This window comes from Kitasatospora sp. NPDC092948, assembly GCF_044754805.1.
Classification (GTDB): Bacteria; Actinomycetota; Actinomycetes; order Streptomycetales; family Streptomycetaceae; genus Kitasatospora.
In genome coordinates this window covers 317,212-343,919 of sequence record NZ_JBIVPU010000001.1, presented here as the reverse complement: position 1 = coordinate 343,919, position 26,708 = coordinate 317,212, and the positions used below count along the sequence as shown (strand labels likewise).

Below are 26,708 nucleotides of genomic sequence, written 5' to 3'. Positions count from 1 at the left end.
ATGCGACACCGAACCGTCGCGGGCCCGGCCCGCGGCTTGTGGTGGCGACATGGACGGAGGGAGCCCGGTGCCCAGCCAACGGTCCATCAACGAGGCGGAGCGGCTCGTCGGGGCGAAGCTCGGCGGGATTCCCGTCCGGGCGGAGCGGATGGCGGCGGTGGCCAACATCTACCGGGCGGCGTCCGCGGTGCGGCAGCATCTGGAGAACTCGGTGCTGCGCGGCTCGGACCTGACGTGGACCGCGTTCGTGGTGCTGTGGGTGGTGTGGGTGTGGGGCGAGTCGGAGACGCGGCGGGTCGCCGAGGAGGCGGGCATCTCCAAGGGGACGTTGACCGGGGTGTCGCGGACCTTGGAGTCGCGTGGGCTGCTGCGGCGCGTCGACCACCCCACGGACGGGCGGCTGGTGCTGCTGGCGCTCACCCCGGAGGGTGAGGAGTTCATGCAGGGGGTGTTTCCCGCGTTCAACGAGGAGGAGTCGTTCGTCACCGCGCAGTTGAGCGACGCCGAGTGCGAGAGTCTGGCCGACGGGCTGCGCCGGGTGGTGCGCCAGGTCGAGGAGCACGGCGAGGACCGGCGCCGCTCGTTGCTGAACGGCGAGGAGCCGGCCCCGCGCCGCAGCGGCCGGCGGCCCCGCGCTTAGGAGCCGGCCCCGCACCGCAGCGGCCGACGGCCCCCGGGGTTAGGAGCCCGCAGCCTCCCGCACCAGCATGTCGAAGATCGACTGTTGCGCCGGGTCCTGGTGGGCGGTGTCCTCCGGGTGCCACTGGACGGCCACCAACCAGCCTTCGTGGCCGGTGAGTTCGAGCGCCTCGACGGCCCCGTCGGCGGCCCTGGCGGTGGCGGTCAGTCCGTTGCCGGGGCGGTCGACGTGCTGGTGGTGGTAGCAGGAGGCGTCCACGGTGTCCGCGCCGGTGGCCGTGGCGAGCGCCGAACCGGGGGTGAGCGGGACGGCGTGCCGGAGGTGCCGGTGTTCGCGCTCGGGGCCGCCCATGTCCTGGTGGAGGGTGCCGCCCAGCACGGTGTTGACCACCTGGAGGCCGCGGCAGATCGCCAGCGTCGGGACCCGGCCGCCGATCGCCGCCCGGGCCAGCTCCAGGTCGAAGGCGTCCTGCTCGTCGTCGACGTCGTACACGGCGTCGTGCACGTCGGGCGCGCCGTACCGGTGCGGCGCGAGGTCGCCGCCGCCGGGCAGCAGCAGCCCGTCGAACCGGGCCAGCCTCTCCCGCACCTCGGCCGGGTCGGCGACGCCGCCGGGCGCGTGCGGGTGCAGGGTGACGGGCTCGCCGCCGGCCCGCCAGACGGCCTCGATCAGGGCGCGGGCGTTGACCTCGGCGGCGTACCGCAGCGCGGAGGTGTTGGCGGCGAAGCGGGCGGGGATCGCGATCAGCGGGCGGTAGGTCACAACTGGATCCAGGTGGTCTTGAGTTCGGTGTACTTCTCCAGCGCGTGCGCGGACTTGTCGCGCCCGTTGCCGGACTGCTTCATGCCGCCGAAGGGCACCGAGAGGTCGCCCTCCTCGTAGCAGTTGACCCAGACCGTACCGGCCCTGAGGCGGCGGGAGACCCGGTGCGCGGTGGACAGGTCGGACGTCCACAGGCCGGCGGCGAGGCCGTACTCGGTGGCGTTGGCGAGGGCTACGGCCTCGTCGAGGTCGTCGAAGGCGAGGACGGAGAGGACGGGGCCGAAGACCTCCTCGCGGGCGAGGCGGCTGCCGGGGGCGACCTGGTCGAAGACGGTGGGTTCGAGGTAGGAACCGCCGGTCGAGGCGAGGGTGCGGCTGCCGCCGGTGCGCAGGCGGGCGCCGTCGGTGAGGGCGGTGCCGACGTGGTCGAGGACGCGGCCCAGGTGGCTCTCGCCGACGAGGGCGCCCATCTCGGTGGCGGGGTCGAGCGGGTCGCCGATCCGCAGGGCGCGGGCGCGGGCCACCACGGCCTCGGTGACCTGTTCGGCGACCGAGCGGTGCACCAGCAGGCGGGACGGCGCGGTGCACATCTCGCCCTGGTTGAAGAAGATGCCCCAGGCGGCGGTGGCGGCGGCCCGGTCCAGGTCGGGGGCGTCGGGCAGGACGATGTTGGGCGACTTGCCGCCGAGCTCCAGCCAGACCCGCTTGAGGTTGGAGTCGGCGGCGTAGTGCAGGAATTGACGGCCGACGGCGGTGGAGCCGGTGAAGGCGAGGACGTCCACGTCGGGGTGCAGGCCGAGGGCCCGCCCGGCGACCGGGCCGTTGCCGGCCACGATGTTGAGCACGCCGGGCGGCAGTCCGGCCTCCAGGCCGATCCGGCCGAGCCGCAGCGCGGACAGCGGCGAGTTCTCCGAGGGCTTGAGCACCACCGTGCAGCCGGCGGCCAGTGCCGGCGCGATCTTCCAACCGGCCAGCGTGAGCGGGAAGTTCCACGGGACGACCGCGCCGACCACGCCGGCCGGCTCGCGGGTGACCAGGGCGAGCGCGTCGGACGCGGTGTGCGGGGCCTCGTCGGTGAGCTTGTCGGCGAGGCCGCCGTACCAGCGGAAGGTGTTGATGACGGCGCGCAGTTCGATGTCGTGCGCGTCGGTGACGGGCTTGCCCATCTCCAGGCTGACGGTGAGCGCGAGTTCGGCCCGGTGCTGTTCCAGCAGGTCGGCGAAGCGCAGCAGCACCCGGCCGCGTTCGACGGGGGCGAGCCGCGGCCAGGGGCCGTGGTCGAAGGCCCGGCGGGCGGCGGCGACGGCCGCGTCCACCTCGGCCTCACCGGCGTCGGCGACCTCGGCCAGCACCCGGCCGTCCCGGGGCGACACCACGGCGAACGCCCCGCCGCCGGCCTCGTCGGCGCCGTCGATCAGGTGCGTGGTGACGGGGCGCAGCGCCTCGGCCCGGCGCAGCCAGTCCTCGTGGGTCATGGGGTCCTCCAGAACGGGCGGGCGCGCCCAACTGTCGGGCGCGCACCGCGGGTTGAATCAGGTCTGCGAACGCCGTTGGCGGATCCGCTGGTTGATCACGCCGGCCGCGAGCACCACGGGCACCGACAGGATCAGCCACAGGGCCGTGCCGAGTTGGCCGCCGATCAGGGTGGTGAAGTTGGCGAGGATCAGCCAGATGGCGCCGGCGATGCCGAGGGCGCCGAGCACGGGGGCGATCACGGTGTTCCACAGCCGGGTGTCGACCCGGTTGCGGCGGAAGAACACCACGACCGAGACCGAGGTCAGCAGGTAGAGCAGCATCATGGCGAGCACGGCGAGTCCGCTGAACCAGGAGAACAGGGTGAGCACCGGGTCCTGGCCGGCGATCGCGAACGGCACGATCAGCAGCACGGCGATGACGGTCTGCACCCGGCCGGCCGTGGCGGGCGCGTGCCGGCCGTTCAACCGGGCGAGCGGGGCGGGGAGTTGGCCGTCGCGGCCGAGGCAGAACAGGTAGCGGGCGGCGGAGTTGTGGAAGGTCAGCACGCCGGCGAACAGCGAGGTGGCGAGCAGCACCGGCAGCACGTTGTTCACCCAGCCGCCGAACAGGTCGGCGATGGGGGCGAACACGAATCCGGCGGAGTCGCCGGCCTCCAGGGCCGCGTTGGCCGCCGCGGGGGCCTGCGAGGCGCCGTGCGCGGAGATCAGCGACCAGGAGGTGAGAGCGAAGAATCCGGTGACGACCAGCACCGAGAGGTAGGTGGCGCGCGGCACGGTCTTCTTCGGGTCGCGGGCCTCCTCGCCGTAGATGGCGGTGGCCTCGAAGCCGAACATGGACGCCAGGGCGAACATCACGGCGATGCCGGGCGCGCCCTGGAGAGCAGCCGACGGGGAGAAGCTCTCGGCGGCGCCGAGGCCCTCGGGGCCGCCGCCCTTGAACAGCGTGACCAGGCCGAAGACCAGCAGGATGCTGAACTCGGCGAGCACGAACGCGGCCAGTACCTTGGCGCCCATCTCGATGCCGGCGGCGCCGAGCGCCTGCACCACGGCCATGGTCACCAACGTGTAGACCCACCACGGGAGATGCAGCGGGGTGTGGGCGGAGACCAGCGAGGAGACGATGGAGCCGTACAGGCCGTACATGCCGGCCTGGATGGCGCAGTAGGCGAACAGGGCGACGCTGGCGCCGCCCGCTCCGGCGGTCCGGCCGAGGCCGGTGCCGATATAGGTGTAGAAGGCGCCCGCGTCGACGACGTGCCGTCCCATCGCGATGAAGCCGACGGAGAACAGCAGGATGACGACGCCCGCGACCACGTAGGCGGCGGGGGTGCCGGAGCCGTTGCCGATGGCGACCGAGATCGGGGCGGCGCCGGCGATGCCGGTCAGCGGGGCCTGGCCGGACAGGACGAAGAAGAGGATGCCCAGGACGCCGAGGGCATTGGGCTTGAGGGTGGCACTGGTGGGGGCGTGCCGCACGGTCCGTTCGTGGGAAGCCGTCTGACTGTCCACACGGATCACCTGCCAGATCGAAGTGGGGGAATCGTTTCAGGTCAAACGAGTTGCCTCATCGTGGAGGCAGGCGATCCGTTTGGCAAGGGTTTGACGCCGCTCGCGCGGTAACGGTTTGAACGAGACGACGGGCAGCAGGCGCGCAGGTCAGCGCAAGTCAGACCCCGAGTCCGACCCCGAGTCAGCAGGGGCAACGGGCGACGCCAACCCCGCCAGCAGCGCCCGGAGTTCGGCCAGCGCGTCCTCCGTCGCCGCCCGCTCGCCGAACACCAGCTGGTGCAGCACCAGGCCCTCCAGCGCGGCGAACACCAGCCGGGACAGGCCGGGGCTCACCGGGCCGGGCAGAATCCGGCCCAGCTCGCGCCGGCTGGCCTCGAAGTACTCCTCGTACAGCCCGCGCAGGTGCGCCAGCAGCTCCGGCCGGCGGCGTGCCTCCAGCATCAACTCGTACTGGAACACCTGGAGTTCGGGCCCGGCCTCGACCATGTCGACCAGGCCGGTGGCGAATTCCGCCGGGCCGTCCGCGCCGGCCTCCAGCGCGCTGGAGCTGATCGAGGAGCGGATGGCGTGCGCCACCGCCTCCTCGATCAGCGCGTCCCGTGAGCCGAAGTGGTGGACGACCAGGCCGTGGGTGACCCCGGCCTCCTCCGCGACGGCCCGGTAGGTGAGGTTGCGCAGGCCGCCCCGGGCCACCACCCGCACCGCCGCCTCCAGCAGCGCGGTGCGGCCCGTCCCGTAGTTCTTCACGCGCTTGCGGGTGGTGGGCTTGGGGTCGGTCATGGCCGTGACCCTACCGGGAGGCACCGGTTCAGCGCTTCGGCGGGCGGATGCCGCGGAACTCCCAGTCCCCGCCGAGCGCGGTGGACAGCACCTCTTCCGACTCGGTGGGCTGCGCGCCCACGTCGGTGCGGATCGCCGTCGGGCCGGTGACGATGTGGTTGGTGAGCCGGCCGAGGCCCTCGACCTCCACCTCGACGACGTCACCCGGATGCACCGGACGGGAGTTGGCGGGGGTGCCGGAGAGCAGCACGTCGCCGGGGTACAGCGTGATGGTGCGGGCGATGTCGGCGACCAGGTAGTGCATGTCCCAGGTCATCTCGTCGGTGGAGCCGTCCTGGACCACCTCGCCGTTGACGTAGGTGCGCAGCTGCTTGCCGCGGAAGTCCCAGTCGGTGACCAGGCCGGGGCCGAGCGGGCACAGCGTGTCGGCACCCTTGACGCGCAGCATCGAGCCGGCGTCGGTGTCCCGGAAGTCGTGCAGGCCGTAGTCGTTGGCGACGGTGTAGCCCGCGATGTAGTCGCCCGCCTCCTCGGGGGAGATGTTGCGCGCGGTCCTCCCGATGACGATCGCCACCTCGCCCTCGTAGTTGAGCCACTTGCAGCCCTCGGGGCGGACGATCGCGCCGCCGTGCGAGTTCAGCGAGGAGGTCGGCTTGTGGAAGTAGGTGGGGGTGTCGGGCAGGCCGATCTGGAACTCGTCCACCCGGCTGCGGTGGTTGAGGTGGACGGCGATCACCTTGGACGGCACCACGGGCGGCAGGTGCTGCGCGTCGGCGACGGCGACCCGGCGGCCGTCGCCGGCGACCAGGTCGTCCCCGTCGCGGACGGTCTCGACGACGGCGCCGTCGAGGAGGATGCGGCGGTACTCGGGCACGGTGGGGGCCTTTCTAGGCGAGGCGGTGGGGATTGCGGGGGGCGTTCTCGTCGGGCAGGCCGCTGCCGGTCCAGCCGTCGTCCGGCCGGTCGAACCAGAGGTGCACCTGCCCGGTGCCGATCGAGTTCTCGTACTCGCCGTACTGGCGGGCCTTGGCGGTGCAGGCCTGCTCGCCGAGGGCGCCGGCCATCATCAGGTAGTGGGCGAACCTGGCCTCGGGCTTGTACTGCCCGAACTCGTCCATGGTGTCGAGCACCCGGTCGTGCCGCCCTTCCTTGAACCAGGCGATCCGCTGCTCGTCGGCGGCCCGCGCCTCGGGGGTGAAGATGTGCACCGGGTCGCTGGACTCGTGCTTGCGCAGCTCGCGCAGCGGCCAGAAGGTGTGCGACAGCGCGCCGGAGGCGATCACGATCACCCGGCGGCCGGGGGTGGCGGCGATGCCGTCGGCCAGCGCGCGGCCGAGCCGCAGGTGGTCCTCGGCGTCGCCGGTCTGGCAGACGCCGATGGTCACCCAGCGCTTGTCCGGCAGGCCCTCGCCGAGGTACTTCCACAGGTTGACGGTGGCGTAGAAGATCGGCAGGTACGGGTCGTCGATCGGGGTGATCCAGGTGCCGTGCTTGTCGGCGAACTTCCCGATGTTGTGCGCGAGTTCGGGGTCCCCGGCGAAGTCGTACGGCATCCGGCACATGCCGCGCGGCAGTTCCTCGGAGGTGAACAGCCCGGCCCGGCGCTGCTGCGCGCTGACCACGAACTCGACGGTGGTCGCCCAGTGCGAGTCCAGCACCACGACGGTGTCGTAGTCGTCGCGCTCGAACACCTCCCGGCGCAGCTGCTGGAGGCCGGTGACGAGGGTGATCTCCCTGCCCTCGTTCAGCTCCCGCCGGATCTCCTCGGGGAGCACCACGGTGGGGACGTGGGCGAGCAGGCCCGCCCCGACGATCTCACCCATTCTCCTGCCATCCCTTCGGCGCGGTGACGGTGTTCTTGAGGTCGCAGTAGAAGTCGAAGCTCCAGGTGCCGCCCTCGCGGCCGACGCCGGAGTGCCGGGAGCCGCCGAACGGGGCCTGGAGGTCGCGGACGAAGAAGCAGTTGACCCAGACGGTGCCGGCGACCAGCTGCCCGGTGACGCGCTCGGCGCGCTCGCGCGAGCCGGTGGCGAGGGTGGCGGCCAGGCCGAACCGGGTGTCGTTGGCGAGCCGGACGGCCTCCGCCTCGTCGCGGAAGGTCTGGAGGGTCAGGACGGGGCCGAAGACCTCCTCCTGGACGATCTCCGAGTCCTGGGCGACGTCGGCGAGCAGCGTCGGGGCGTAGAACCGGCCGGCCAGGCGGTGGCCGCCGATGACGGCGCGGGCGCCGGCGGCGATCGCGCGCTGCACGAAGCCGTCGATCTTCTCCAGCTGGCGCTCGTGGATGTTCGGGCCGATGTCGGTGGACAGGTCGCGCGGGTCGCCCTGCGCGAGCTGCGCGGCCTTCTCGACGAGCCGGCGGGTGAACTCCTCGGCGACGGACTCCTCGACCAGCAGCCGGGTGGCGGCCAGGCAGACCTGCCCGGCGTTGTCGTACTGCTCGACGGCGAGTTCGACGGCCAGGTCGAGGTCGGCGTCGGCGAACACCAGCAGCGGGGACTTGCCGCCGAGTTCGAGGCTGAGCGGGGTGAGCTGGGCGGCGGCCGAGGCGGCGATGTGCTTGGCGGTGGGGACGGAGCCGGTGAAGCTGATCCGGCGCACGTCGGGGTGCGAGGTCAGCGCGTCGCCGATCTCCGAGCCGAGGCCCTGCACGACGTTGAACACGCCGGCGGGCAGCCCGGCCTCGGCGGCGATGTCGGCGAGCAGCGAGGCCGTCATCGGCGTCCACTCGGCGGGCTTGAGGACGACGGTGTTGCCGGCGGCCAGCGCGGGGGCGATCTTCCAGGTGGCCAGCATCAGCGGCGCGTTCCACGGCGTGATCAGCACGCACGGGCCGGCCGGGTCCCAGCTGACGTGGTTGGTGTGGCCGCGGGTGTCGAAGTCCTCGTGGTCGAGGGTGAGCAGCCAGTCGGCGAAGAACCGGAAGTTGTGGGCGACCCGGGGCATGACGCCGCGCCGGTGCGAGCGCAGCAGCGCGCCGTTGTCGGCGGTCTCCACGACCGCGAGGTCCTCCAGTCGCCGCTCGACGCCGTCGGCGACGGCGTGCAGCAGCCGGGCGCGTTCGGCGCGCGGGGTGGCGGCCCAGCCGGGGAAGGCGGCCTTGGCGGCGGCGACGGCGGCGTGCGCCTCGGCGGCGGTGCCGCGGGCGATCTCGCCGAGCACGCCGCCGTCGATCGGCGAGACGTCGGTGAAGGTCTCGGCGGAGGCGACGCGTTCGCCGCCGATCCAGTGCCGGGTGTCGACGGGGACCCCGGCGACGGTGGTGAGGTGTCCGGTCATGTCGTCAGATTCCTTGTGGTGCAGGGGAGTTACGCGGACACGGTGGTGGTGTTGGAGGCGAGCAGCCGGCCGCCGTCCCAGACCACGCCGACCTGCCGGTAGTAGGCGGCGATGGGTTCGCGGATCTCCAGCCGGGCGAGTTCCTCGGTGGGCGACTCGAACAGCTCCAGGTCGGCGTCGCCGACCCAGGCCGGTCCGGCCTCGAAGGAGGCGGCGCCGGTGGCGATCAGCTCGTCCAGGGCGAGGCCCTGGCCCTTCTCGACGGAGGGCAGCCAGCGGTGGTGCGCCATCGGGTGGCCGTTGACGAAGCCGTTGCTCTCGGACGGCTCGCGCAGCGTGACGACGGCCTGGGCGAGGCGCCGGTCGGCGGCGGCGAGGGTGGCGCCGAACCGGGCGCCGGCCTCGATCCGCGGCGCGGGGCCGTAGGGGTGGGGGCGGGTCTGGTGGATCGAGCCGAGCTTCTTCGGGTAGCCCTGGTGCAGACCGCGGGCGATCGCGAAGTCCTTGTCGACCCAGATGTACACGCAGCGCGAGTAGGTCTGGCCCTGGAACTTGCAGCGGACGACCGCGAAGGCCTCCTTGTACTGGGCGAGCACCGGGTCGAGCAGTTCCTGCCCGGAGGCGGAGCAGGACTGCCAGTCGGCCCAGATCAGCGCGACCGCGCCGGGGTCCTCGTCGGCGAGCTCCAGCGGCGCGGGCAGCAGTTCGCGCACCCGCTCCGGGTCGGTGCGGTACTCGATGGTGAGCAGGTCGCCGGAGTAGCGCCACGGCGGGGAGGGGATCAGCGACGAGTTGCCCGTCGCGGTCTTGGGGTGGAAGTACCCACGGACATCGGCCACTTGGATTCCTTACGCGGTGAGGGAGGGCTGCTGGAGCAGCTCGGCGCGGTGGCGGGCGGCGGCGGCCGCGGCCTGCTGGCCGCCGAGGGCCACGACGCCGACCAGGCGGCCGCCGTGGTGGTAGCCGACCAGGACGTCCCCGTCGAGGTCGCCGTCCAGGACGCGCACGTCGTCGCGGCCGAGGGCGGGGGCGCCGAAGGACTGGAGGCGGAAGTCGTGCTGGTCGCTCCAGAAGGTCGGCAGCGGCGCGAACGCGTCGAGGTCCGGCTCGGCGCCGGTGAGGTGCGCGACGAGCACCTTGGCGGCGTGCTTGGCGCTGTCGGTGGGGATCGACCAGTGCTCGACGCGGCGGGGGACGCCGTCGTAGCGGGCGTTGGGGAAGCGGGCGACGTCGCCGACGGCGACCACCTCGGGCCGGCCGCCGACCCGCAGGTGCCGGTCGGTGAGGACGCCGTCGGTGAGGTCGAGGCCGTTGCCGTCGAGCCATTCGGTGTTGGCGACCGAGCCGACCGACTCCACCACCACGTCCGCGGGCAGCACCCGGCCGTCGGCGAGCGCCACGCCGGTGACGTGCTCCTCGCCCTCGAAGCCGGTGACGCCGCAGCCGAGCGCGAAGCGGACGCCGCGCTGTTCGTGACGGCGCTTCAGCGCACCGCCGAGCAAGTCGCCGAGGGGCCCTGCCATCGGCAGCGGCAGCGGGTCGACCACGGTGACCTCGGCGGCGCCGAGGGCGACGGCGGTGGCGGCGACCTCGCACCCGATGAAGCCGGCGCCGACCACCACGACGCGCACGCCGGGGACGGTCAGGGCGTCGCGCAGCGCCTGGGCGTCGTCCAGGGTGCGGACGGTGTGTCGTCCGGCGGTGGGGCCGGGGCAGCGCAGGCGGCGCGAGCGCATGCCGGTGGCGGCGACCAGCGCGGCGTAGGCCAGCTCGGAGCCGTCGGAGAGTCCGACGGTCCGGCGGTCGAGGTCGGCGCGGACCACCGAGGTGCCGAGGCGCCATTCGACGTCGGCGACGGCGGCCCGGGGGCGGAAGGCCAGCGACTCGAAGGACGCCTTGCCGGCCAGGACCTCCTTGGACAGCGGGGGCCGGTTGTACGGCGCGTGGGGTTCGTCCCCGACGAGGGTGATCGGGCCGGTCCAGCCGGCGGCGCGCAGCTGTTCGGCGGTGCGCAGGCCGGCCATGGAGGCGCCGGCGACCACAACGGGTGCGGCGTTCACCGGGGTCAGCCTTCGATCCGGATGGCCTGCAGCGGGCAGACGTCGGCGGCTTCCTCGACGTCGGCGCGCAGCGTCTCGTCGGGGTCGGCGACGTACGCCAGGCGGCCGGTTTCGTCGAAGGAGAAGACGTCGGGGGCGGCGAAGACGCACTGGCCGTGGTCCTGGCACTTGTTCATGTCGACGACGACCTGCATGGCCGGTCCTCCTGGGGGTGGGTGGGGCTGAGGGGGCGCCGGGAAAGTCATTTGGCGTCAAACAACATAGGAACCGGTCGACCCCGGGTCAATAGCTATACGGATGGATAAATTTCTGTGTCCGACCCCTTGCGGGCCGGTGACCTGCGTCTCTACGGTTGGCCACCAACAGCGGGCGGTTCCTGCGGCTGGCCGCAGTCCTGACGCCGCCGCTCCCCCACCCCCCAGGGCCGCGCGCCCCGGTCTCGGCACGTCGAGCAGCCGTACCCCCGCGCACCCTGGGCGGCGCCCCACACTTCCCCACAGGAGACACCGGTGAGCGCATCCGACACCCCGCCCGTCCGCCACCACATGGAGCGGCTGGCCGCCCAGGGCATCGACGTGGTCCGGGTGACCTATCCCGACCTGATCGGCACCGAACGGGCCCGGGACGTGCTGCTGGACCACCTGCCCTCGGCCACCTCCCACGGCCTGGCGTTCTGCCGCGCCGTCTACCACACCAGCCCGCAGGGCGACGTGGTCGCCGTCCCCGGCGGCCTGGACGCCGGCCTGCCCGACATCAGCGTCCGCCCCGACCTGGACACCCTCACCCCGCTGCCGTGGGAGCCCGGCGTCGCCAGCTGCCTCGGCGACGTCACCGACCCGGCCACCGGACGCCCCGCCCCCGAGTCGCCCCGCGACCTGCTGCGCGCCGTCGTCGAGAAGGCCCGCCAGGTGGGCCTGCACCCGATCGTCGGACCGGAGCTGGAGTACTACCTGTGCGAGGAGGACCCCGGCACCGCCCGGGGCTGGCGCCGCTACAGCGACGCCGCGGGCGTCGTCTACACCGCGGGCCTGCGCGCCGACGGCGACAACCACCTGCTGCGCACCCTGCGCCTGCTGCGCGACCTGGACATCGACGTCACCAGCGGCAACCACGAGTTCGACGGCGGCCAGTTCGAGATCAACCTGACCCACTCCGACGCCATGTCGGCCGCCGACCGGGCCTTCCGCTTCAAGGCCGCCGTCAAGGAACTGGCCCGCAAGGAAGGCCGGTTGGCCACCTTCATGGCCAAGCCGTTCCTGGGCGCCGGCGGCTCCGGCTTCCACCTGCACCTGTCCTGCACCGACGAGGACGGCGGCAACCTGTTCGACGACCCGGCCGCGCCGTACGGCCTGAGCGCCACCGCCCGCCACGCGGTGGCCGGCATCCTCGCGCACGCCCCCGCGCTCGCCGCGCTCTCCAACCCGACGATCAACTCCTACAAGCGCTTCGGCCCCGACACCCTCGCCCCCTGGCTGATCGACTGGGGCCTGGACAACCGCAGCGCCATGGTCCGCATCCCGCCGGAGCGCGGCGCCGGCTCCCGCTTCGAGCTGCGCCTCGGCGACGCCAGCGCCAACCCCTACCTGCTGATCGCCGGCACCGTCGCGGCGGCCCTGCTCGGCGTGATCGCCGGCGACGAGCCGCCCGCCCCGCTGGAGGGCTACGGCTACGACCCCGCCAAGTCCCCGATCCTGCCGCAGTCGCTGCCCGACGCGCTCGACGCGCTGGAGGCCGACACCGCGCTGACCGAGGTGCTCGGCAAGGACTTCACCACCGCCTACCTCTCGTACAAGCGCGACGAGGTCGCCCGCTTCCATCGGCACGTCACCGACTGGGAGTTCACCGAGTACGCCTACCACCTGTAAGCCGAGGAGCGATTCCCATGACCACCGCTGCCGTTTCCGGTGCCGTGCCCGAGCCGATGCCGCTGGACCAGGTGAACCTGGCCGATCTCGACAACTTCACCGACGGCGTCACCCCGTACCGGATGTTCCACACCCTGCGCCAGCAGGACCCGGTGCACTGGCAGGAGGAGGAGGCCCCCAACTCCGGCTTCTGGGCGCTCACCAAGCACGCCGACATCGCCCGCGTCGACCGCGACGCCGAGACCTTCACCTCCGCCCGGTTCGTCAACCTGGAGGAGGTGGACGACGACCAGATCAAGAAGCGCGCCTCCATCCTGGAGCTCGACGGCGTCCGCCACCGCGCCCTGCGCAGCCTGCTCCAGCGCCAGTTCGGCGCGAGCGTGATCAACAGCTACGCGGACTTCCTGCGCGGCCTGACCGCCACCACGCTGGACGCGGCGCTCGCCAAGGGCACCTTCGACTTCGTGAAGGAGGTCTCCGCCGACTTCCCGATCAACGTGCTGGCCCGGCTGCTGGACGTCCCGCCGGAGGACAACCAGCAGCTGATCGACTGGGGCAACCGGATCATCGGCAACACCGACCCCGACTACGCGGACGTCCTGCTGCACAGCGCGGAGAGCGAGAAGTACCGCGACCTGCCGTTCCGCTCCCCCGCCTCGCTGGAGGTCTTCGCCTACGGCCGCGAACTCGCCGCGCAGCGCCGCGGCGGCACCGGCACCGACCTGATCTCCCGCCTGGTCAACGAGGTGCCGAAGGACGGCGTGCCGCTGTCCGCGCAGGACTTCGACAACTACTTCCTGCTGCTGGTCGTGGCCGGCAACGAGACCACCCGGCACACCATCAGCCACTCCATGCTGGCTCTGCTCCAGCACCCCGAGCAGCTCGCCCGCCTCCAGCAGGACCCGTCGCTGATCCCCGCCGCGGTCGAGGAGTTCCTGCGCTGGGCGTCCCCCGTCTACCACTTCCGCCGGACCGCGACCCGGGACGTCGAGGTCGGCGGCAAGAACATCAAGGAGGGCGACAAGGTCGTCATGTGGTTCGCCTCCGGCAACCGCGACGAGGAGGTCTTCGGCAACCCCTACGACTTCGACGTCACCCGCAAGGACAACGACCACATCACCTTCGGCAAGGGCAGCCCGCACCTGTGCCTGGGCAACCTGCTGGCCCGCACCGAGATCCGCATCATGTTCGAGGAGCTGATCCCCCGCCTGGCCTCGATCGAGCTGGCCGGCGACGTCCCCCGGGTCCGCTCCAACTTCGTCAACGGCATCAAGAAGCTGCCCGTCTCGGTCACCCTCGCCTGACGGCCCGTCGTCTCCGGCCGTGCTTCCCGCCGTTGGGGCGGGAAGCACGGCATCGGCGGCTGCTACGGCAGCGGTTCGGGGTCCGGGAGCCAGGAGTCGAGCGGCACCCGGCAGGAGTTCAGCACGTAGGCGACCAGGGTGTAGAGGCCGACCAGGGTGAGCAGTTCGAGGATCTGCGGCTCGGTCCAGCTGTCGCCGAGCGCGCGCCAGGTGTCGTCGCCGAGCGCCGCGTCGCGGTGCAGTTCGTCGACGGCGCGCAGCAGCGTACGGGTGCGGTCGGTGTGGCCGTCGGCGTCCGGGCCCTCGGCGATCCGGGCGCGGTCCTCGCCGGTCAGGCCGAGTTCGTCGGCGAACCGGGCGTGGTGCGCCCACTCGTAGGCGGAGCGGGTGCGCCAGGCCACCCGCAGGACGACCGTCTCCCGGTCGCGGTCGGGCAGGGTGCCGCGGCCGAGGCGGTCCAGCAGCGGAAAGAGCGCGGCCAGCAGGGTGGGGTCGGCGGCGAGGGTGGCCAGCACGTTGAGGATCGGCCTCCCGTCGAGGCCGGCAGCGGTCAACAGCTGTTCGGCGTCCGGGAATTGACGGGCCACGAGGTCGCGGATCCGGGCCGGCTCCAGCGGCGCGATGCGGGGCGGCTGCGGGGCGGTCACGGCCGCACCTGCTCGTGGTAGCGGTGCATGCAGCCCATCAGGCCGAGTTCGTCCGGGGTGCCGTCGCCGCTGAGTTCGCGGTGGACGGCGCCGATGTTCAGCACCAGGCGCTCGGCGTCGTCGAGGTCGGCGAAGTCGGTGGTGTCGAACGTGCCGGCCGCCTCCAGCGCGGCCTGGCCGAGGGCGTACGCGGCGGTGGCGTGGTCGCGGACCCGCAGCAGGTAGTCGCGCTGGCGGCGGACCTCGGCCGGGCCGACCACCGGGCCGTGGCCGGGGACGACGGTGGCCACGCCGAGCGCCAGGATCACGTCCAGGGCGGCGATCCAGCCCTCGATCGGACCGGTGTGGATCACCGGGTGGCCGCCGACGAACAGGATGTCCCCGGCGAACAGGGTGTCCGCGTCCGGCACGTGCACCAGCACGTCGCCCGCGGTGTGGGCGGGCCCGACCTCGATCAGGCGCACCGTCCGGCTGCCGACGGCGAGCTCCAGCTCGCCGCTGAAGGTCCGGGTCGGCGGCGTCGGGACGATCCCGGCGAAGTCGAAGGTCTCCGCCATCTTCCGTGCCACCGGCGGCAGTTGCCCCCACAGCGCGGGATCGCCGCCGATCCGGGCGAACAGCGCGGAGAACTCGTCGCGGCGCATCGCCTCGGCGGCCGCGGCGGAGGCGACGATCTCGCGCACGGCGAGCAGCTGGTTGCCCCACCAGTGGTCGCCGTCGCTGTGGGTGTTCACCAGCGTGGTGATCTGTACGCCGGGCAGCACCCGGCGGGCCTCCAGCAGCATCCGCCGGGTCTGCGGAACGGTGAACAGCGTGTCGACGAGCAGCGCGCTGCCGTCGTCGCCGACCACCAGGCCGGCGTTGCTCCACCCCCACGATCCGTCGGGCTGGAGATAGGCATGGGTGGCCTCGGCGACCTGCTGCCAGCCGAAGGCGAACGGAACTGCCATGGTTGAACCCCCTCCTGATGTGGACTCAGATCCAAAGCTATACCCAGGTACACTTTGGTGGTCAAGTACACTCCCGGCATGACGACCGCCCAACCCGAGACCGCCCAGCCCGAGACCGCCCGCCCCGGGACCACCGTCCGACCCGAGACCGCCCAGCCCGATCGCCGGGAACGCCGCAAGCGCGAGACCCGGGACCGGATCCTCACCGCAGCCATCGACCTGATCGTCGAGCGCGGCTACGAGGCGACCACCTACGACCTGATCGCCGAGCGGGCCGACCTGGGCCGGCAGACCGTCTTCAACCACTTCCCGCGCAAGGAGGACCTGGTCACCGCCTGGGTGCAGGCCCGCCGCGACCGCCTCGACGCGCTCGCCGCCGACACCGCCGCCGACCCCGACCGGCCGCCGCTGCTGCGCCTGACCGAACTCTTCGAGTCCATGGCCGACTTCGACGACCGCGAACGCGCCGTGGCCCGCGCCCTGTACACCGCCGGGGTCCTGGTGCGCGGCTTCCTCCCCGGCGCGCCGCCGCCCCCGGCCCTCGCCACCCTGCTGACGCTGGCCCGGGACGCCGGCCGACTCGCCCCGGACCTGGACGTCGCGGTGGCCGCCGAGATGCTCTTCGACAGCTACATCGGCACCCTCCAGCGCTGGCTGGAGGGCGCCGACGACGGCTTCCCGCTGGCTCGGATGCTGCGCACCAAGGCCGAGCTGGCCGTCCGGGGCTTCGCCGCTACACCTTGACCGTCGTCCACGTCCCCGGCTCGGACCGGCGGTAGGCCTCGAACAGCTGCAGGATGTGGAACGCCTGGTCGAGCGACCCGAGTTCGGGGGACGTGCCGTTCAGCACGCAGTCGCAGAAATACCTGATCTCGTCGACGTACCCCAGGTAGAAGAGGTTCTTGTTGTACAGCTGCCCGTACGTGTACTCGGGCTCCCAGTGCAGCGGCGCGCTCTCCGTCGGCACCAGGTACGACCCGGTGCGGCCGTACGCGCGGGGCGGCGTCGGCCGGTAGTAGGTGACCGAATTCCCGTTCTCCACCAGCACGTTGGCGTTGTCGCCGATGACCTCCACCCGGCTGGACGGGCTGCTCGGCGACTCCCCGGCGGTGAGGTGCATGGTCCCGATCGCGCCGGACTCGAACCGCATCACGGTGACGCTGGCCCCGGTGCGCTCCTCCCACTCGTGGCTGATCCGGTCCAGCGGGCCCATCAGGTGGAGCAGCACGGCGGCCGGATGGAAGATGCAGTCGAGGAACCAGTTCATCTCCACCAGGTCGGTGCGCCGCTCGAACGCCGGCATCGACAGCGGATAGCGGACCGAGATCGACGACGGCCCGCCGAACTCCGCCCCGGAGACGATCTCCTTCACCCTGGTCATCGCCGGCGAGAACACCGTCTTCATGCCCGTCACCACGACGCGCCCGGCCCGCCGTGCCGCGTCCTGGAGCAGCTCCACCTCGGCGCTGGACGTCGCGGTGGGCTTCTCCATCCAGACGTGCGCCCCCGCGGCCAGGCAGTCGAGTGCCAGGTCGACGGCCTGGAGCCTCCCGTCCGGGTCGTACGCCGTCACGATGAACACCGCGGTCGGCCGCTCCCGTTCCAGCATCTCCCGGTGGTCGGTGTAGGCGTGGGCGGCGCCGAAGATCCGCGCGTACTTGGCCGCCCGGTCGCCGTCGAGGTCGCAGATCGCCCGCAGGTCGACCGGGGCGTACTGGAACGACGGGTAGACGTTCCGGTAGGAGTGCCCGCCCGCGCCGATGAAGGCGCAGCGGATCGGGTCCTCGTACTCGAACTGGTAGCGGACGGGCCCGTCGAAGTCCGTTGTGGTCATGGTCTTCCCGCCTCCTCAGTCGGCCGCCGCGAGCGCCGCGCGGGTGCTGGTCACGACGTGGTCGATCTCCTCGTCGGTGAGGTACGGGTGGATCGGCAGCGAGATCACCTCACGGGCGTGCTTCTTCGCCCGGCCGTCGCCGACCACCCGGTGCGGATGCCGTGCCAGGAACGGCAGTTCGTGCAGCGCGTACGGGTAGTGCACCAGCGTCTCGACGCCGGCGGCCTTCAGCGCGGCGGCCAGCTCGTCGCGCTTCGGGGTGCGCAGCACGTACTTGTGGAAGATGTTCTCGCGCAGCGAGCCGTGCTCCGGCAGTCCGCACCCGAGGTCGCCGAGGCCCGCCGAGTAGGTCGAGGCGGTCGCCCGGCGCTGCTTCAACCACCGTTCCTCCTGGGCGAGTTTGACCTCGAGGACGGCGGCGGTCAGCGAGGACATCTGCGAGTTGTGCCCCAGCCGCACCACCGGCCCCGCCGTGCCCTGCTCGAACCCCCAGCGGCGGAGCTGCTCGACGCTCCGGGCGACCTGCGGATCGTCCGTCAGCACCACCCCGCCCGTCCCCGGCGCGGGAATGACCTTCATCGCGTCGAAGCTGTGGCAGCCGGCCAGCCCCAGCGTGCCGCTGCGCCGCCCGGACACTTCGGCGCCCAGTGACTGCGCCGCGTCCTCGACCAGCGCCAGGCCGTGCGCCCGGGCGAACTTCTCCACCGGGTCGGGCTCGGCCATCCGCCCGTACAGCTGCACCATCACCAGTGCCCTGGTGCGCGGCCCGACGGCCTCCTCGGCGAGGTCGAGGTCGATGGTGCCTTCGTCGGTGACGTCGACGAACACCGGGGTGGCGCCGGTCCGGACGATCGCGTGCAGGGTCGCGACGAACGAGATGTCGCCGACCAGCACCTCGTCGCCCGGGCCGATGCCGGCCGCGACCAGGGCGAAGTACACGGCGTCGGTGCCCGAGTTGACCAGCCGGGCGTGGCGGCGGCCGGACAGGTCCGCCAGGGTCTGTTCCAGGCGCTGGACGGACTCGCCGTTCATCACCACCCCGGAGCGGAACACGTTCTCGATCGCCGCCATCATCTCCGGTCCGATGTCGTCGAATTCGCGGTCGGCGCCGGTGAACGGCACCTTCAGGACTCTGCTCATGGTCAGCTCTCCGTCCGAGAGGTCTCCGACGCGGACCGGTGGCCCAGGCGCTCCGCGCGGGGGTGGACGCCGCGGTGCGGCAGCGCCGGGAGGATGCCGTCGAGGGCGGCGGCGATGCGGTCGCTGACCCGGGAGTCCCAGCGCTCGGGCCGCCGGGTGGGCCGGCCGGCGGCCAGCGCGAGGATGTCCCGGGTGGGCAGGTGCAGCCAGCTGTCGGCGAAGTGTGTGCTGCCGCAGGCCCGGGTGACTTCGCGGGCGCTGCCGGGCACCGTCGCCAGGCAGGCGACCTTCGCGGCGGCGGCCTCCTCCTGGACGCCGTCGGAGTCCGTCACCACGAACGCGCAGTTGCGCAGCAGCGCCCCGAAGGCCAGGTACGGCTGCGGCGGCAGCACCCGTTCACTCAGGCTACGGTCGAGCAGCCCGTGGTCGGCCAGGTGCCCAGCGGCCCGCGGGTGCAGCGGCAGCACTGGCGGCAGGCCGTGCGCGGAGAGGTCGCGCAGCACGTCCAGCACCGGCTTGGGGTGGCTGAGCGCGGCCGGCTTGTGCAGTGTCGCCAGCACGTAGCCGCCGCGGGTGAGGCCGAGGCTCTCCAGGGTCGTGGCGTCCTGGTCGGGGTCGTGGTGCGCGAGGTGGCACTCGGCCATCGGGTTGCCGACGAAGTGCACCCGCTCGGCCGGTATGCCCTCGCCGTGCAGGGCGTCCACGGCCTCGGCGGTGGTGGCGAGGTGGTGCTCGGTGCAGGAGGTGACGATGCGGCGGTTGGCCTCCTCGGGTGTGCGGTCGGGCGAGCGCAGGCCCGCCTCCAGGTGGATCACGGGGGTGCCCCGGCGGGCGGCGACCAGGGCGGCGGCGACGGTGGAGTTGACGTCGCCGACCACCACCACGGCCTGGGCCGGGTGCTGGTCGAGGTCGCGTTCGACCAGGGTGCAGAGCCGGCCGAGCTGCTCGGCGTCACTGGCGGCGTCGCCGCAGCGCAGCCACCGGTCGACCCGCAGGTCGAGCTCGTCGCAGAGGCCCTGGCCGAGCCGCGGGTCGAAGTGCTGGCCGGTGTGCACGTACGACCAGGCGGCGCCTGGCGTGCGCATCTTGCCGACCGCCTGCTGGAACGTCCAGACCTTGGGGGTGTTGGGCCGTGCGCCCAGGTAGACGGTGATCGTCGGGCCGGTGTCCATGTCTCCCACCTGCCTTCCTCGCAGCCCTGGTGGGGCTGTTCGTCGAGCTACCGAGGAGCCTAGGTTCGGCCCGCGCGGGCCGGGCCGACGGTTGCGCCGATCGGCCGCCCGGCCCCGCCGGGCCCGCCGGCCTCGGGCCCCGCACCGCCTCTTCCGGCCGTGCCGGTGCGGGCGCGGCCACGCCGCCGCCACTCGTTCGAGTGAAACCCCCGGCGCTCTACTTGCCGGCCAGGCCGTAACCCCCGTCGACGACCAGGGTCTGGCCGGTGATGTGCCGGGCCGCGTCCGAGGCCAGGAACGCCACCGCCGACGCGATCTCCGCCGGCTCCGCGGGACGGCCCAGCAGGTTGCCGCGCGCCTGCCGCCAGGCACCGTCGTTCCACGTCGCGACCATGTCGGTGACGGTGAAGCCCGGAGCGACGGCGTTCACCCGCACCGTCGGCGCGTAGCGCTTGGCCAGCGACACGGTCAGGTTGCCGAGCGCCGCCTTGGCCATGGAGTAGAACACCGTCCGGTCGCTGGCCAGGCCGTCGACGCCGCGGATCGACGACACCAGCACCACCGCCCCGCCACCCTGCGCGACCATCTTCGGCAGCAGCTCCTGAAGCACCCCGACCGCACCCCACACGTTCACCGCGAACGCGTCCGCGACGTCCGCGCGCGACGCCTCCTCGAACGCCACCACCCGGTTCACGCCCGCGCTGAACACCACCACCCGGGGCAGCCCGTGCGCGGCCACCGCGTCCGCGACCCCCTGCCGCACGGCCGCCGCGTCCGCCAGGTCGAACGCCACCGTCGGCGCTCCCAGCTCCCGCCCGAGCTCCGCCAGCCCCGCGCTCGGCGTCCGCCCGTGCAGCACCACCCGGCAGCCCTGCGCGTCCAGCGCCCGCGCCGTGGCCGCACCGATCCCCCGCGACGAACCCAGCACCAGCGCGCTCGCGGCCTCCGGCATCCCTGCTCCTCCGTCCTCGGGTACGTGCAGGGCCATGCTGCCTCCGGCACCGCCGGGGGCGGCCGGAACCCGCCCGTGGACGATCGAAGATGGCCCGATTGGCGTCCCCCGGCCGACCGCGCCGACCGTATGCTCCCCCGATGGAGACCGACGGCATCGAGCGCGACTGCGAAGTCCTGGTCGCGGGGCCCTACTTCGCGGACCTGGTGTTCCACGGGCTGCCCCGGCCCGTCGAGCCCGGCGGCGAGGTGTTCGCCGCCGGCTTCGCGCTGGTGCCGGGCGGCGCGTACACCCTGGCCATGGCCGTCCACCGGCTCGGCCGCCGGGCCCTGTGGAGCGCCGACTTCGGCACGGACGTCTTCAGCGCCGAGGTGCTGTCGGCGGCCCGGACGGAGGGCCTGGACGAGCGGGCGTTCCGCCACCACCCCTCGCCGGTGCGGAGCCTGACGGTCGCCCTCTCCGGGCCGGACGACCGGGCGATGGTCAGCTACCAGGACCAGGTGGCGGCGCCCCCGCTCGCGCCGCTGCTGCACCGCCACCGGCCGCGCGCCCTGATGCTTCCCCAACTCCTTTGGGACGAGGCCACCTTGGAGGCCGTCCGAACCGCCCGCCGAGTCGGCGCCCTGGTGGTGATGGACTGCCACGACGTACCGGCCTCCCTAGCCGACCCGGCGGTGCGCCGCATCCTCGCCGAGGTCGACGTCTTCACCCCGAACACCGCCGAAGCCCTCCGCCTGACCGGCGCCGCCGATCCGCACGACGCCCTCGCCGAACTCGCCGCGCTGGTACCGACCGTGGTGGTCAAGCGCGGCGCGGACGGCGCGATCGCCCTCCACGACGGCCGCCGCCACGCCGTCCCCGCCGTCCCCGTCCACCCCGTCGACACCACAGCGGCCGGCGACTGCTTCAACGCCGGCCTCGTCCACGCCCTACTGACCGGCCACGACCTGCCCACCTGCCTGGCCATCGCCTCCGCCTGCGGCTCCGCCGCCGTCACCGCCCCGGGCTCCGACGCCGCCCTCCACGCAGCGGACCTCGCCGACTGGCTGACACGACTCCCCTGACCATCGCCCACTCCGCACCACGCCGCCCGCCGCCCGATGCCGCCCGAGCGTCGCCCCGAGCTCCGACCCGGCCCACCGCGCAGCGCACCTCACCGACCGGCTGACACGACTCCCGCAACCCGCAAGGCCAGCCCCGACCGCGAATCACCCCCGTCACGAACCTCGCCACCCCCCCCTTGCGGCTCCGCCCCACCACCGCCCCGGGCTCCGACGTCGCCCTCCGCGCAGCGGACCTCGTCGACGGCCGACGCGTCGGCCTGGGCATCCTCGGGTGACCTCTTCACCACATCGGGTTGTCGTGTTAGCGTCCGTCGAATGTCGAGGATTCTGGTCACGGATCTGGACGGCACCCTGCTCGGCGGCGACGCCGAGGACCGGCTGCGGCTGCGGGAGGCGCTGGACCGCCACCCCGAAGTGACGGTGGTCTTCGCCACCGGCCGGGGGCCGGAATCGGTCCGGGACGTGCTGCGCGACCCGCTCATCCCGCGTCCCCGCTGGATCATCGCCGACGTCGGCGCCACCCTCCTCGACGGCGTCGACTTCTCCCCCGTCGAACCCCTCCAGGGGCAGTTGCGCGCGGGCTGGCCTGGGCCGTCGCGGGTGCGCGCCGCGCTGTCGCGGTTTCCGGCGCTGCGGTACCAGCACGGGGTGCCGCAGGACGGCCGCTGCTCGTACTTCCTGGACCCGGACCTGCTGACCGACGAACTCGTCTCGGCCGTCGAGGAGTTGGGCCTGACGTGGGTGTACTCCGGGGAGCGGTACTTCGACGTGCTGCCGGCCGAGGCGTCCAAGGGCGGCGCCCTGCGCGCGCTGGCGGAGAAGCTGTCCTGGCCGGCCGAGTCGATCCTGGTGGCCGGGGACTCGCTCAACGACCTGTCGCTGTTCCGGCTCGGCGCGCACGGGGTGGTCGTGGGCGGCGCGGAACCCGCGTTCGACACCGCAGTGGGCGCCGACCCACTGGTGCACCGACCGGGCCGGCCGGGTGCGGCAGGCATCCTGACGGCGCTTCAGGCCCTGGGCTGGGTGGCCCGCGACGCCTCCCGGCACGCGCTCGTCGTCGGCTACCACCGCCCGCCGCCGCGGCACCGGCCGCCCGCCAGCCCCAACGGCATCCTGCCCACCCTGACCAGCGCCTTCGCCGACGGCTTACCCGGGCTCTGGGTGGCCGCCACGACCGGGCGCCCGGACGAGGAACCGCCGCTCTCCGCGGTGCCGGTGAGCGCCGAGCAGTGGAGCGGCTACTTCCACCGGGCCTGCAAGGAAACGCTCTGGCCGGTGCTGATGTCCGAACCGGAACGCTCGGTCTTCGACCCGCACTCCTGGTCCGCCTACCGCGCCGTCAACGCCCGCTTCGCCGACCACCTCGCGGCCCGCGCCGCGCCCGGCGCGACCGTGTGGCTGCACGACTACAACCTCTGGCTGGTCCCGGGACTCCTCCGCGACGCCCGGCCCGACCTGCGCATCGGCCTGTTCCACCACACGCCGTTCCCCGCACCGGAGGTCTTCGCCGCCCTCCCGGTCGCCGCCGAACTGCGCGCCTCCCTCACCCGACTCGACTGGGCGGGCTTCCACACCGCGGCCTTCGCCGCGCACTTCCGCCGGTCGCTGCCGTCCCCGCCCCGCACCGGCGTCCACCCCCTCGGCATCGACCGCCCGGCCGTCGAAGCCCTCGCCCGCACCCGAACTCCCGCGCCCCGACCGGCAGTCGGTCAGTTGGTGCTGTCCGTCGAACGACTCGACTACGCCAAGGCCCCCGTCCAGAAGGTCGACGCCCTGGACCGCCTGCTCACCGCCCGCCCCGACCTGCGCGGCCGGGTGACCTTCCGGCTGATCTGCCCGCCGCCCGAACCGGGCATCACCGCGTACGACACCACCCGCCGCCTGCTCGAACAGCGCATCGCCGACGTCAACACCCGTTGGTGTCGGCCGAGTTGGCAGCCCATCGAGTACCGCCCGGACAGCCTCACGTTCGCCGAGGTGGTCGACGAGTACCTGGCGGCCGACGTGTTCTGGGTGACGTCGCTCCAGGACGGAATGAACCTGACGGCCAAGGAGTTCATCGCCGCCCGGTCCGCCCTCCCCCGGCCGGGCGTCCTGGTGCTCTCCCGTCACACCGGCGCCGCGGCCGAGTTCGCCGACGCGGCCCTCCTCACCGACCCGCGCTCCCCCGAGGACCTCACCGCCCGCCTCGCCGAAGCCCTCACCACCACCCCCGCCGAACGCCGCACCCGCATGGCCCGCCTCTCCGCCCTCCTCCCCCACGACCGCCCGGTCGACTGGGCCACCCGCGTCATCGCCGCCATCCGGCAGGCGCCGCACCGCAGTTGAGAGCGTCAGCCGGTGGTGAGGACCATCCGGAAGCGGGCCCGGCCGTCGAGCATCTTGTGGTAGGCCTCGTCGGCGCGGGACAGCGGGAGGGTCTCGATCATCGGGCGGATGCCGTGCAGGACGCTGAACTCCATGGTGTCCTGCACGTCCTGTGCGGTGCCGGAGGGGTGGCCGCGGAGCTTCCGGCCCGCCATCAGGAGCTGGGCCGGGGTGACGGCGAGCGGGGTGACGTCCGCGCCGATGACGACCAGTTCGCCGCGCGGGGCAAGGCCGTCCACGGTGGCGGTCATGGCGTCGGCGTTGGCGGCCGTCGCCAGCACCATGCGGGCCCCGCCGAGGGCTTGCAGCGCTTCGGCGACGGGGGTGTCGGAGGTGCTGTCGACGTAGTGGTGGGCGCCGAGCTTCTCGGCGAACGCGGCCTTCTCCCGACCGCGGGCGATCGCCACCGTCTCGTAGCCCATCGCGGCGGCGAACTGCACCCCGAGGTGCCCGAGCCCGCCGAGGCCGAGCACCGCGACCAGGTCCCCGGGCCGGGCGGAGCCGCGCCGCATGCCGTTGAAGACCGTCACCCCCGCGCAGGACATCGGCGCGGCCTCGGCCGCCGTCAGCGCATCGGGAATCCGGGCCAACGCGTCCACCGGCGCGACCACCTTCTCGGCGAACCCGCCGTCGTACGCCCAGCCCGGTACTTTCAGGTTCGGGCAGACGATGAAGTCGCCCTCCCGGCAGGCCAGGCAGTGCCCGCAGCTGCCGCCGAACCACCCGACCGTCACCCGGTCCCCCACCTGCCATCCGTAGTCCGCCGCTTCCTCCCCCAACTCCTCGACCCGGCCGGCGATTTCATGCCCTGCCACCTCGGGGAACGAGACCCCGGGCAGCGCCCCGCTCAGGAAGAGCGCATCGCTGTGGCAGACCCCGCAGGCCTCCACCCCGATCCTCACCTGCCGCCGCCCCGGCCGTGGCACCTCCCGCTCGGCCGACTCCAACGTGCCGTTCGGGGCGGTCGCCTGCATGACGCGGTACATGCCCATGTCTCTGCGCTCCAGGGTGAGGTGACGGTGATTCGGAGGAGGGCCGCGCCGTCAGCCGAGGGCGCGGTCGAGGTTGAAGGCGGCGCTGATCAGCGAGAGGTGGGTGAACGCCTGGGGGAAGTTGCCGAGTTGTTCGCCGGTGCGGCCGATCTCCTCGGCGAACAGGCCGACGTGGTTGGCGTAGGTGAGCATCTTCTCGAAGGCCAGCCGGGCTTCTTCCAGGCGGCCGGCCCGGGCGAGGGCTTCGACGTACCAGAAGGAGCAGATGGAGAAGGTGCCCTCGGCGCCGCGCATGCCGTCGGGGCTGGCCGCGGGGTCGTAGCGGTAGACGAGGGAGTCGGAGACCAGGTCCGAGGTGAGGGCGTCGAGGGTGGAGAGCCACTTGGGGTCGGTGGGTGAGACGAACTTGGCCATCGGCATCATCAGCAGCGACGCGTCGAGAACCGTGCCGTCGAGGTCCTGGACGAAGGTGCCGCGTTCGCCCGACCAGCCGCGGGCCATGATCTGCCGGTAGATCGCGTCGCGGGCCTGCTGCCAGCGGGGCAGGTCGGCGGGCAGGCCGCGCCGGTTCGCCATCCGGATCGCCCGTTCGAGGGCGACCCAGCACATCAGCCGCGAGTACACGAAGTTGCGCCGGCCCGCGCGGGTCTCCCAGACCCCTTCGTCGGGCTGGTCCCAGTGTTCGCAGAGCCAGTCGACCACCCCGCCGACCTCGTCCCAGTGCGCGCTGCTGATCGGCTGGCCCCACTTGTCGTACAGGTAGACGGAGTCGATCAGCGCGCCGTAGATGTCCAGCTGGAGCTGCCCGGTGGCCGCGTTCCCCACCCGCACCGGGGACGACCCCAAGTGGCCTTCGAAATGCGGCAGTTCGATCTCGGGCAGGTCGTGGCGGCCGTCGATGCCGTACATGATCTGCAGCGGTCCTTCGTCCCCGGTGCCGCGCATGATCCCGTTCTCGGAGAGGAAGCCCATGAACGCGTCGGCCTCCGAGGTGAAGCCGAGGCGGAGCAGCGCGTAGATGCAGAACGCGGCGTCGCGGACCCAGACGTAGCGGTAGTCCCAGTTGCGCTCGCCGCCGATCTGCTCGGGCAGGCTGGTGGTCGGGGCGGCGACGATCGCGCCGGTGGGCGCGTAGGTGAGCAGTTTCAGCAGCAGGGCGGAGCGGTGCACCATCTCCCGCCACCGGCCGTGGTACCGCGACTGGGACAGCCAGCGCCGCCAGAACCGGACGGTGGCCTCGAATTCCTGCTCCGCCTCCCGGCGGGGGCAGGCGCGTGGGCCGATCTCGTCGTTCACCCGGTCCAGGGCGAACACCGCGGATTCGCCCTCCAGCAGTTTGAAGTGCGAGGTCACGTCCTGTCCGTCGGTCTCGACGGGCACGGTCGCGGTGAGTGCGACGTCGAGCGACGGAGAGTGGAACACCGCGTGGCCGTCGACGAGTTCGACGGTGTGCGGCTCCTGTCCGTAGCCGAAGCGCGGGGCGATCGTCGCCCGGAACGGCAGCGTCCCGCGGACGCTGACCACGCGGCGGATCAGCCGGTGCCGGTCCGCTTCGCGCGACTCGTCGACGACCGGCATGAAGTCCTGGATCTCCGCCACGCCGTCGGCCGCGAAGAACCGCGTGATCAGCACGTTGGTGTCGGGGAAGTAGAACTGCCTGGTCCGGGACGGCGCGTCCGCCGCCAGTTCGAAGCGGCCGCCGCGGTCCGCGTCCAGCACGGCCGCGAACATGCTCGGCGCGTCGAAGCGCGGGCAGCAGTACCAGTCGATGGTGCCGTCCGTCGCGACCAGCGCGGCGGTCCGCAGGTCGCCGATCAGGCCGTGCTCGGAGATCGGCAGGTACCGGTAACCGCCGAGCCGGTCGAATCCGCCAGTGCTGCCTGGCCGTCCCATGCGGCCTCCTCACCCGATCGGTG

General features: G+C 72.9%; 24 protein-coding genes. 6 read left to right on the top strand and 18 right to left on the bottom strand.

The genetic code is table 11. From position 1 onward, the window contains the following. Window positions 1-67 precede the first annotated feature (67 nt). On the top strand, window positions 68-640 hold the full coding sequence (locus ACIQF6_RS01225; RefSeq protein ID WP_400888564.1) for a MarR family winged helix-turn-helix transcriptional regulator: 573 nt from the start codon (window positions 68-70) through the stop codon (window positions 638-640). 39 nt (window positions 641-679) lie between these two features. Here ACIQF6_RS01225 and ACIQF6_RS01220 read toward each other — a convergent pair whose 3' ends face one another. The 10 genes from ACIQF6_RS01220 to ACIQF6_RS01175 form a co-directional block, all read right to left on the bottom strand. Beyond that, on the bottom strand, window positions 680-1,402 hold the full coding sequence (locus ACIQF6_RS01220) for a gamma-glutamyl-gamma-aminobutyrate hydrolase family protein (RefSeq protein WP_400888563.1): 723 nt from the start codon (window positions 1,400-1,402) through the stop codon (window positions 680-682). Further along, window positions 1,399-2,877: an aldehyde dehydrogenase gene (locus tag ACIQF6_RS01215; RefSeq protein ID WP_400888561.1), complete on the bottom strand. Its 1,479-nt coding sequence runs from the start codon at window positions 2,875-2,877 to the stop codon at window positions 1,399-1,401. Before ACIQF6_RS01215 ends, ACIQF6_RS01220 begins: the two co-directional genes overlap by 4 nt. A 57-nt stretch (window positions 2,878-2,934) precedes the next feature. After that, window positions 2,935-4,386, bottom strand: a complete 1,452-nt coding sequence (locus ACIQF6_RS01210; protein ID WP_400888560.1) for an APC family permease — start codon at window positions 4,384-4,386, stop codon at window positions 2,935-2,937. A gap of 147 nt (window positions 4,387-4,533) precedes the next feature. After that, window positions 4,534-5,166, bottom strand: a complete 633-nt coding sequence (locus ACIQF6_RS01205; RefSeq protein WP_400888559.1) for a TetR/AcrR family transcriptional regulator — start codon at window positions 5,164-5,166, stop codon at window positions 4,534-4,536. Window positions 5,167-5,194: 28 nt separating this feature from the next. Next, window positions 5,195-6,040, bottom strand: coding sequence for a fumarylacetoacetate hydrolase family protein (locus tag ACIQF6_RS01200; RefSeq protein WP_400888557.1), 846 nt, complete (start codon window positions 6,038-6,040; stop codon window positions 5,195-5,197). A gap of 13 nt (window positions 6,041-6,053) precedes the next feature. After that, complete coding sequence (locus ACIQF6_RS01195) at window positions 6,054-6,989, bottom strand: 3,4-dihydroxyphenylacetate 2,3-dioxygenase (protein WP_400888556.1); 936 nt, start codon at window positions 6,987-6,989, stop codon at window positions 6,054-6,056. Next, entirely contained in the window at window positions 6,982-8,445 is a 1,464-nt protein-coding gene (locus ACIQF6_RS01190) for an aldehyde dehydrogenase (RefSeq protein ID WP_400888555.1), read from the bottom strand. Before ACIQF6_RS01190 ends, ACIQF6_RS01195 begins: the two co-directional genes overlap by 8 nt. A gap of 29 nt (window positions 8,446-8,474) precedes the next feature. Further along, window positions 8,475-9,284, bottom strand: a complete 810-nt coding sequence (locus ACIQF6_RS01185; RefSeq protein WP_400888553.1) for an acetoacetate decarboxylase family protein — start codon at window positions 9,282-9,284, stop codon at window positions 8,475-8,477. A gap of 9 nt (window positions 9,285-9,293) precedes the next feature. Further along, entirely contained in the window at window positions 9,294-10,505 is a 1,212-nt protein-coding gene (locus tag ACIQF6_RS01180; RefSeq protein ID WP_400888551.1) for an NAD(P)/FAD-dependent oxidoreductase, read from the bottom strand. Window positions 10,506-10,510: 5 nt separating this feature from the next. Next, window positions 10,511-10,699, bottom strand: a complete 189-nt coding sequence (locus tag ACIQF6_RS01175; protein WP_400888550.1) for a ferredoxin — start codon at window positions 10,697-10,699, stop codon at window positions 10,511-10,513. Between the two features lie 315 nt (window positions 10,700-11,014). On the opposite strand from ACIQF6_RS01175, the gene ACIQF6_RS01170 reads away from it, so the two are divergent. Both ACIQF6_RS01170 and ACIQF6_RS01165 read left to right on the top strand, forming a co-directional pair. Then, entirely contained in the window at window positions 11,015-12,370 is a 1,356-nt protein-coding gene (locus ACIQF6_RS01170) for a glutamine synthetase family protein (protein WP_400888548.1), read from the top strand. 17 nt (window positions 12,371-12,387) lie between these two features. Continuing rightward, on the top strand, window positions 12,388-13,674 hold the full coding sequence (locus tag ACIQF6_RS01165; RefSeq protein WP_400888546.1) for a cytochrome P450: 1,287 nt from the start codon (window positions 12,388-12,390) through the stop codon (window positions 13,672-13,674). Window positions 13,675-13,736: 62 nt separating this feature from the next. On the opposite strand, the gene ACIQF6_RS01160 is transcribed toward ACIQF6_RS01165, so the two are convergent. Continuing rightward, window positions 13,737-14,321, bottom strand: a complete 585-nt coding sequence (locus ACIQF6_RS01160; protein ID WP_400888544.1) for a carboxymuconolactone decarboxylase family protein — start codon at window positions 14,319-14,321, stop codon at window positions 13,737-13,739. Continuing rightward, entirely contained in the window at window positions 14,318-15,271 is a 954-nt protein-coding gene (locus ACIQF6_RS01155; protein WP_400888542.1) for an MBL fold metallo-hydrolase, read from the bottom strand. Before ACIQF6_RS01155 ends, ACIQF6_RS01160 begins: the two co-directional genes overlap by 4 nt. A 78-nt stretch (window positions 15,272-15,349) precedes the next feature. Here ACIQF6_RS01155 and ACIQF6_RS01150 point away from each other — a divergent pair, with 78 nt between their 5' ends. After that, a complete protein-coding gene (locus ACIQF6_RS01150) occupies window positions 15,350-16,015 on the top strand; it encodes a TetR/AcrR family transcriptional regulator (RefSeq protein ID WP_400888540.1) in 666 nt (221 codons plus the stop codon). Here ACIQF6_RS01150 and ACIQF6_RS01145 read toward each other — a convergent pair. From ACIQF6_RS01145 to ACIQF6_RS01130, 4 genes are all read right to left on the bottom strand, one after another. Then, window positions 16,005-17,105, bottom strand: coding sequence for a Gfo/Idh/MocA family oxidoreductase (locus ACIQF6_RS01145; protein ID WP_400888539.1), 1,101 nt, complete (start codon window positions 17,103-17,105; stop codon window positions 16,005-16,007). The two genes, ACIQF6_RS01150 and ACIQF6_RS01145, sit on opposite strands and share 11 nt — an antisense overlap. Window positions 17,106-17,120: 15 nt before the next feature. Continuing rightward, window positions 17,121-18,245 carry a DegT/DnrJ/EryC1/StrS family aminotransferase gene (locus ACIQF6_RS01140; RefSeq protein ID WP_400888537.1) on the bottom strand — a complete coding sequence of 375 codons (1,125 nt, stop codon included), beginning with the start codon at window positions 18,243-18,245 and terminating at the stop codon, window positions 17,121-17,123. Window positions 18,246-18,247: 2 nt separating this feature from the next. After that, window positions 18,248-19,417, bottom strand: coding sequence for a UDP-N-acetylglucosamine 2-epimerase (locus tag ACIQF6_RS01135; protein WP_400890067.1), 1,170 nt, complete (start codon window positions 19,415-19,417; stop codon window positions 18,248-18,250). A 217-nt stretch (window positions 19,418-19,634) separates the two neighbouring features. Further along, complete coding sequence (locus ACIQF6_RS01130) at window positions 19,635-20,369, bottom strand: SDR family NAD(P)-dependent oxidoreductase (RefSeq protein WP_400888536.1); 735 nt, start codon at window positions 20,367-20,369, stop codon at window positions 19,635-19,637. A 140-nt stretch (window positions 20,370-20,509) separates the two neighbouring features. Here ACIQF6_RS01130 and ACIQF6_RS01125 point away from each other — a divergent pair, with 140 nt between their 5' ends. Continuing rightward, window positions 20,510-21,433, top strand: coding sequence for a carbohydrate kinase family protein (locus ACIQF6_RS01125; RefSeq protein ID WP_400888534.1), 924 nt, complete (start codon window positions 20,510-20,512; stop codon window positions 21,431-21,433). A gap of 315 nt (window positions 21,434-21,748) precedes the next feature. Beyond that, complete coding sequence (locus tag ACIQF6_RS01120; protein ID WP_400888532.1) at window positions 21,749-23,761, top strand: HAD-IIB family hydrolase; 2,013 nt, start codon at window positions 21,749-21,751, stop codon at window positions 23,759-23,761. A 5-nt stretch (window positions 23,762-23,766) separates the two neighbouring features. Here the strand turns inward: ACIQF6_RS01120 and ACIQF6_RS01115 are convergent, their stop codons facing one another. Both ACIQF6_RS01115 and ACIQF6_RS01110 read right to left on the bottom strand, forming a co-directional pair. After that, complete coding sequence (locus tag ACIQF6_RS01115; RefSeq protein WP_400888530.1) at window positions 23,767-24,792, bottom strand: alcohol dehydrogenase catalytic domain-containing protein; 1,026 nt, start codon at window positions 24,790-24,792, stop codon at window positions 23,767-23,769. Between the two features lie 51 nt (window positions 24,793-24,843). Then, the gene (locus ACIQF6_RS01110) at window positions 24,844-26,685 is read right to left on the bottom strand and encodes a glycoside hydrolase family 15 protein (RefSeq protein ID WP_400888528.1); all 1,842 of its coding nucleotides are present in this window, start codon (window positions 26,683-26,685) and stop codon (window positions 24,844-24,846) included. Between the last annotated feature and the right edge of the window lie 23 nt (window positions 26,686-26,708).

Bases quoted from the DNA above. Each gene is read 5' to 3' on its own strand.
- ACIQF6_RS01215 (WP_400888561.1), bottom strand. From the start codon at position 2,877: ATGACCCACGAGGACTGGCTGCGCCGGGCCGAGGCGCTGCGCCCCGTC.
- ACIQF6_RS01205 (WP_400888559.1), bottom strand. From the start codon at position 5,166: ATGACCGACCCCAAGCCCACCACCCGCAAGCGCGTGAAGAACTACGGG.
- ACIQF6_RS01195 (WP_400888556.1), bottom strand. From the start codon at position 6,989: ATGGGTGAGATCGTCGGGGCGGGCCTGCTCGCCCACGTCCCCACCGTG.
- ACIQF6_RS01190 (WP_400888555.1), bottom strand. From the start codon at position 8,445: ATGACCGGACACCTCACCACCGTCGCCGGGGTCCCCGTCGACACCCGG.
- ACIQF6_RS01175 (WP_400888550.1), bottom strand. From the start codon at position 10,699: ATGCAGGTCGTCGTCGACATGAACAAGTGCCAGGACCACGGCCAGTGC.
- ACIQF6_RS01165 (WP_400888546.1), top strand. From the start codon at position 12,388: ATGACCACCGCTGCCGTTTCCGGTGCCGTGCCCGAGCCGATGCCGCTG.
- ACIQF6_RS01155 (WP_400888542.1), bottom strand. From the start codon at position 15,271: ATGGCAGTTCCGTTCGCCTTCGGCTGGCAGCAGGTCGCCGAGGCCACC.
- ACIQF6_RS01150 (WP_400888540.1), top strand. From the start codon at position 15,350: ATGACGACCGCCCAACCCGAGACCGCCCAGCCCGAGACCGCCCGCCCC.
- ACIQF6_RS01145 (WP_400888539.1), bottom strand. From the start codon at position 17,105: ATGACCACAACGGACTTCGACGGGCCCGTCCGCTACCAGTTCGAGTAC.
- ACIQF6_RS01140 (WP_400888537.1), bottom strand. From the start codon at position 18,245: ATGAGCAGAGTCCTGAAGGTGCCGTTCACCGGCGCCGACCGCGAATTC.
- ACIQF6_RS01135 (WP_400890067.1), bottom strand. From the start codon at position 19,417: ATGGACACCGGCCCGACGATCACCGTCTACCTGGGCGCACGGCCCAAC.
- ACIQF6_RS01130 (WP_400888536.1), bottom strand. From the start codon at position 20,369: ATGCCGGAGGCCGCGAGCGCGCTGGTGCTGGGTTCGTCGCGGGGGATC.
- ACIQF6_RS01125 (WP_400888534.1), top strand. From the start codon at position 20,510: ATGGAGACCGACGGCATCGAGCGCGACTGCGAAGTCCTGGTCGCGGGG.
- ACIQF6_RS01120 (WP_400888532.1), top strand. From the start codon at position 21,749: ATGTCGAGGATTCTGGTCACGGATCTGGACGGCACCCTGCTCGGCGGC.
- ACIQF6_RS01115 (WP_400888530.1), bottom strand. From the start codon at position 24,792: ATGGGCATGTACCGCGTCATGCAGGCGACCGCCCCGAACGGCACGTTG.
- ACIQF6_RS01110 (WP_400888528.1), bottom strand. From the start codon at position 26,685: ATGGGACGGCCAGGCAGCACTGGCGGATTCGACCGGCTCGGCGGTTAC.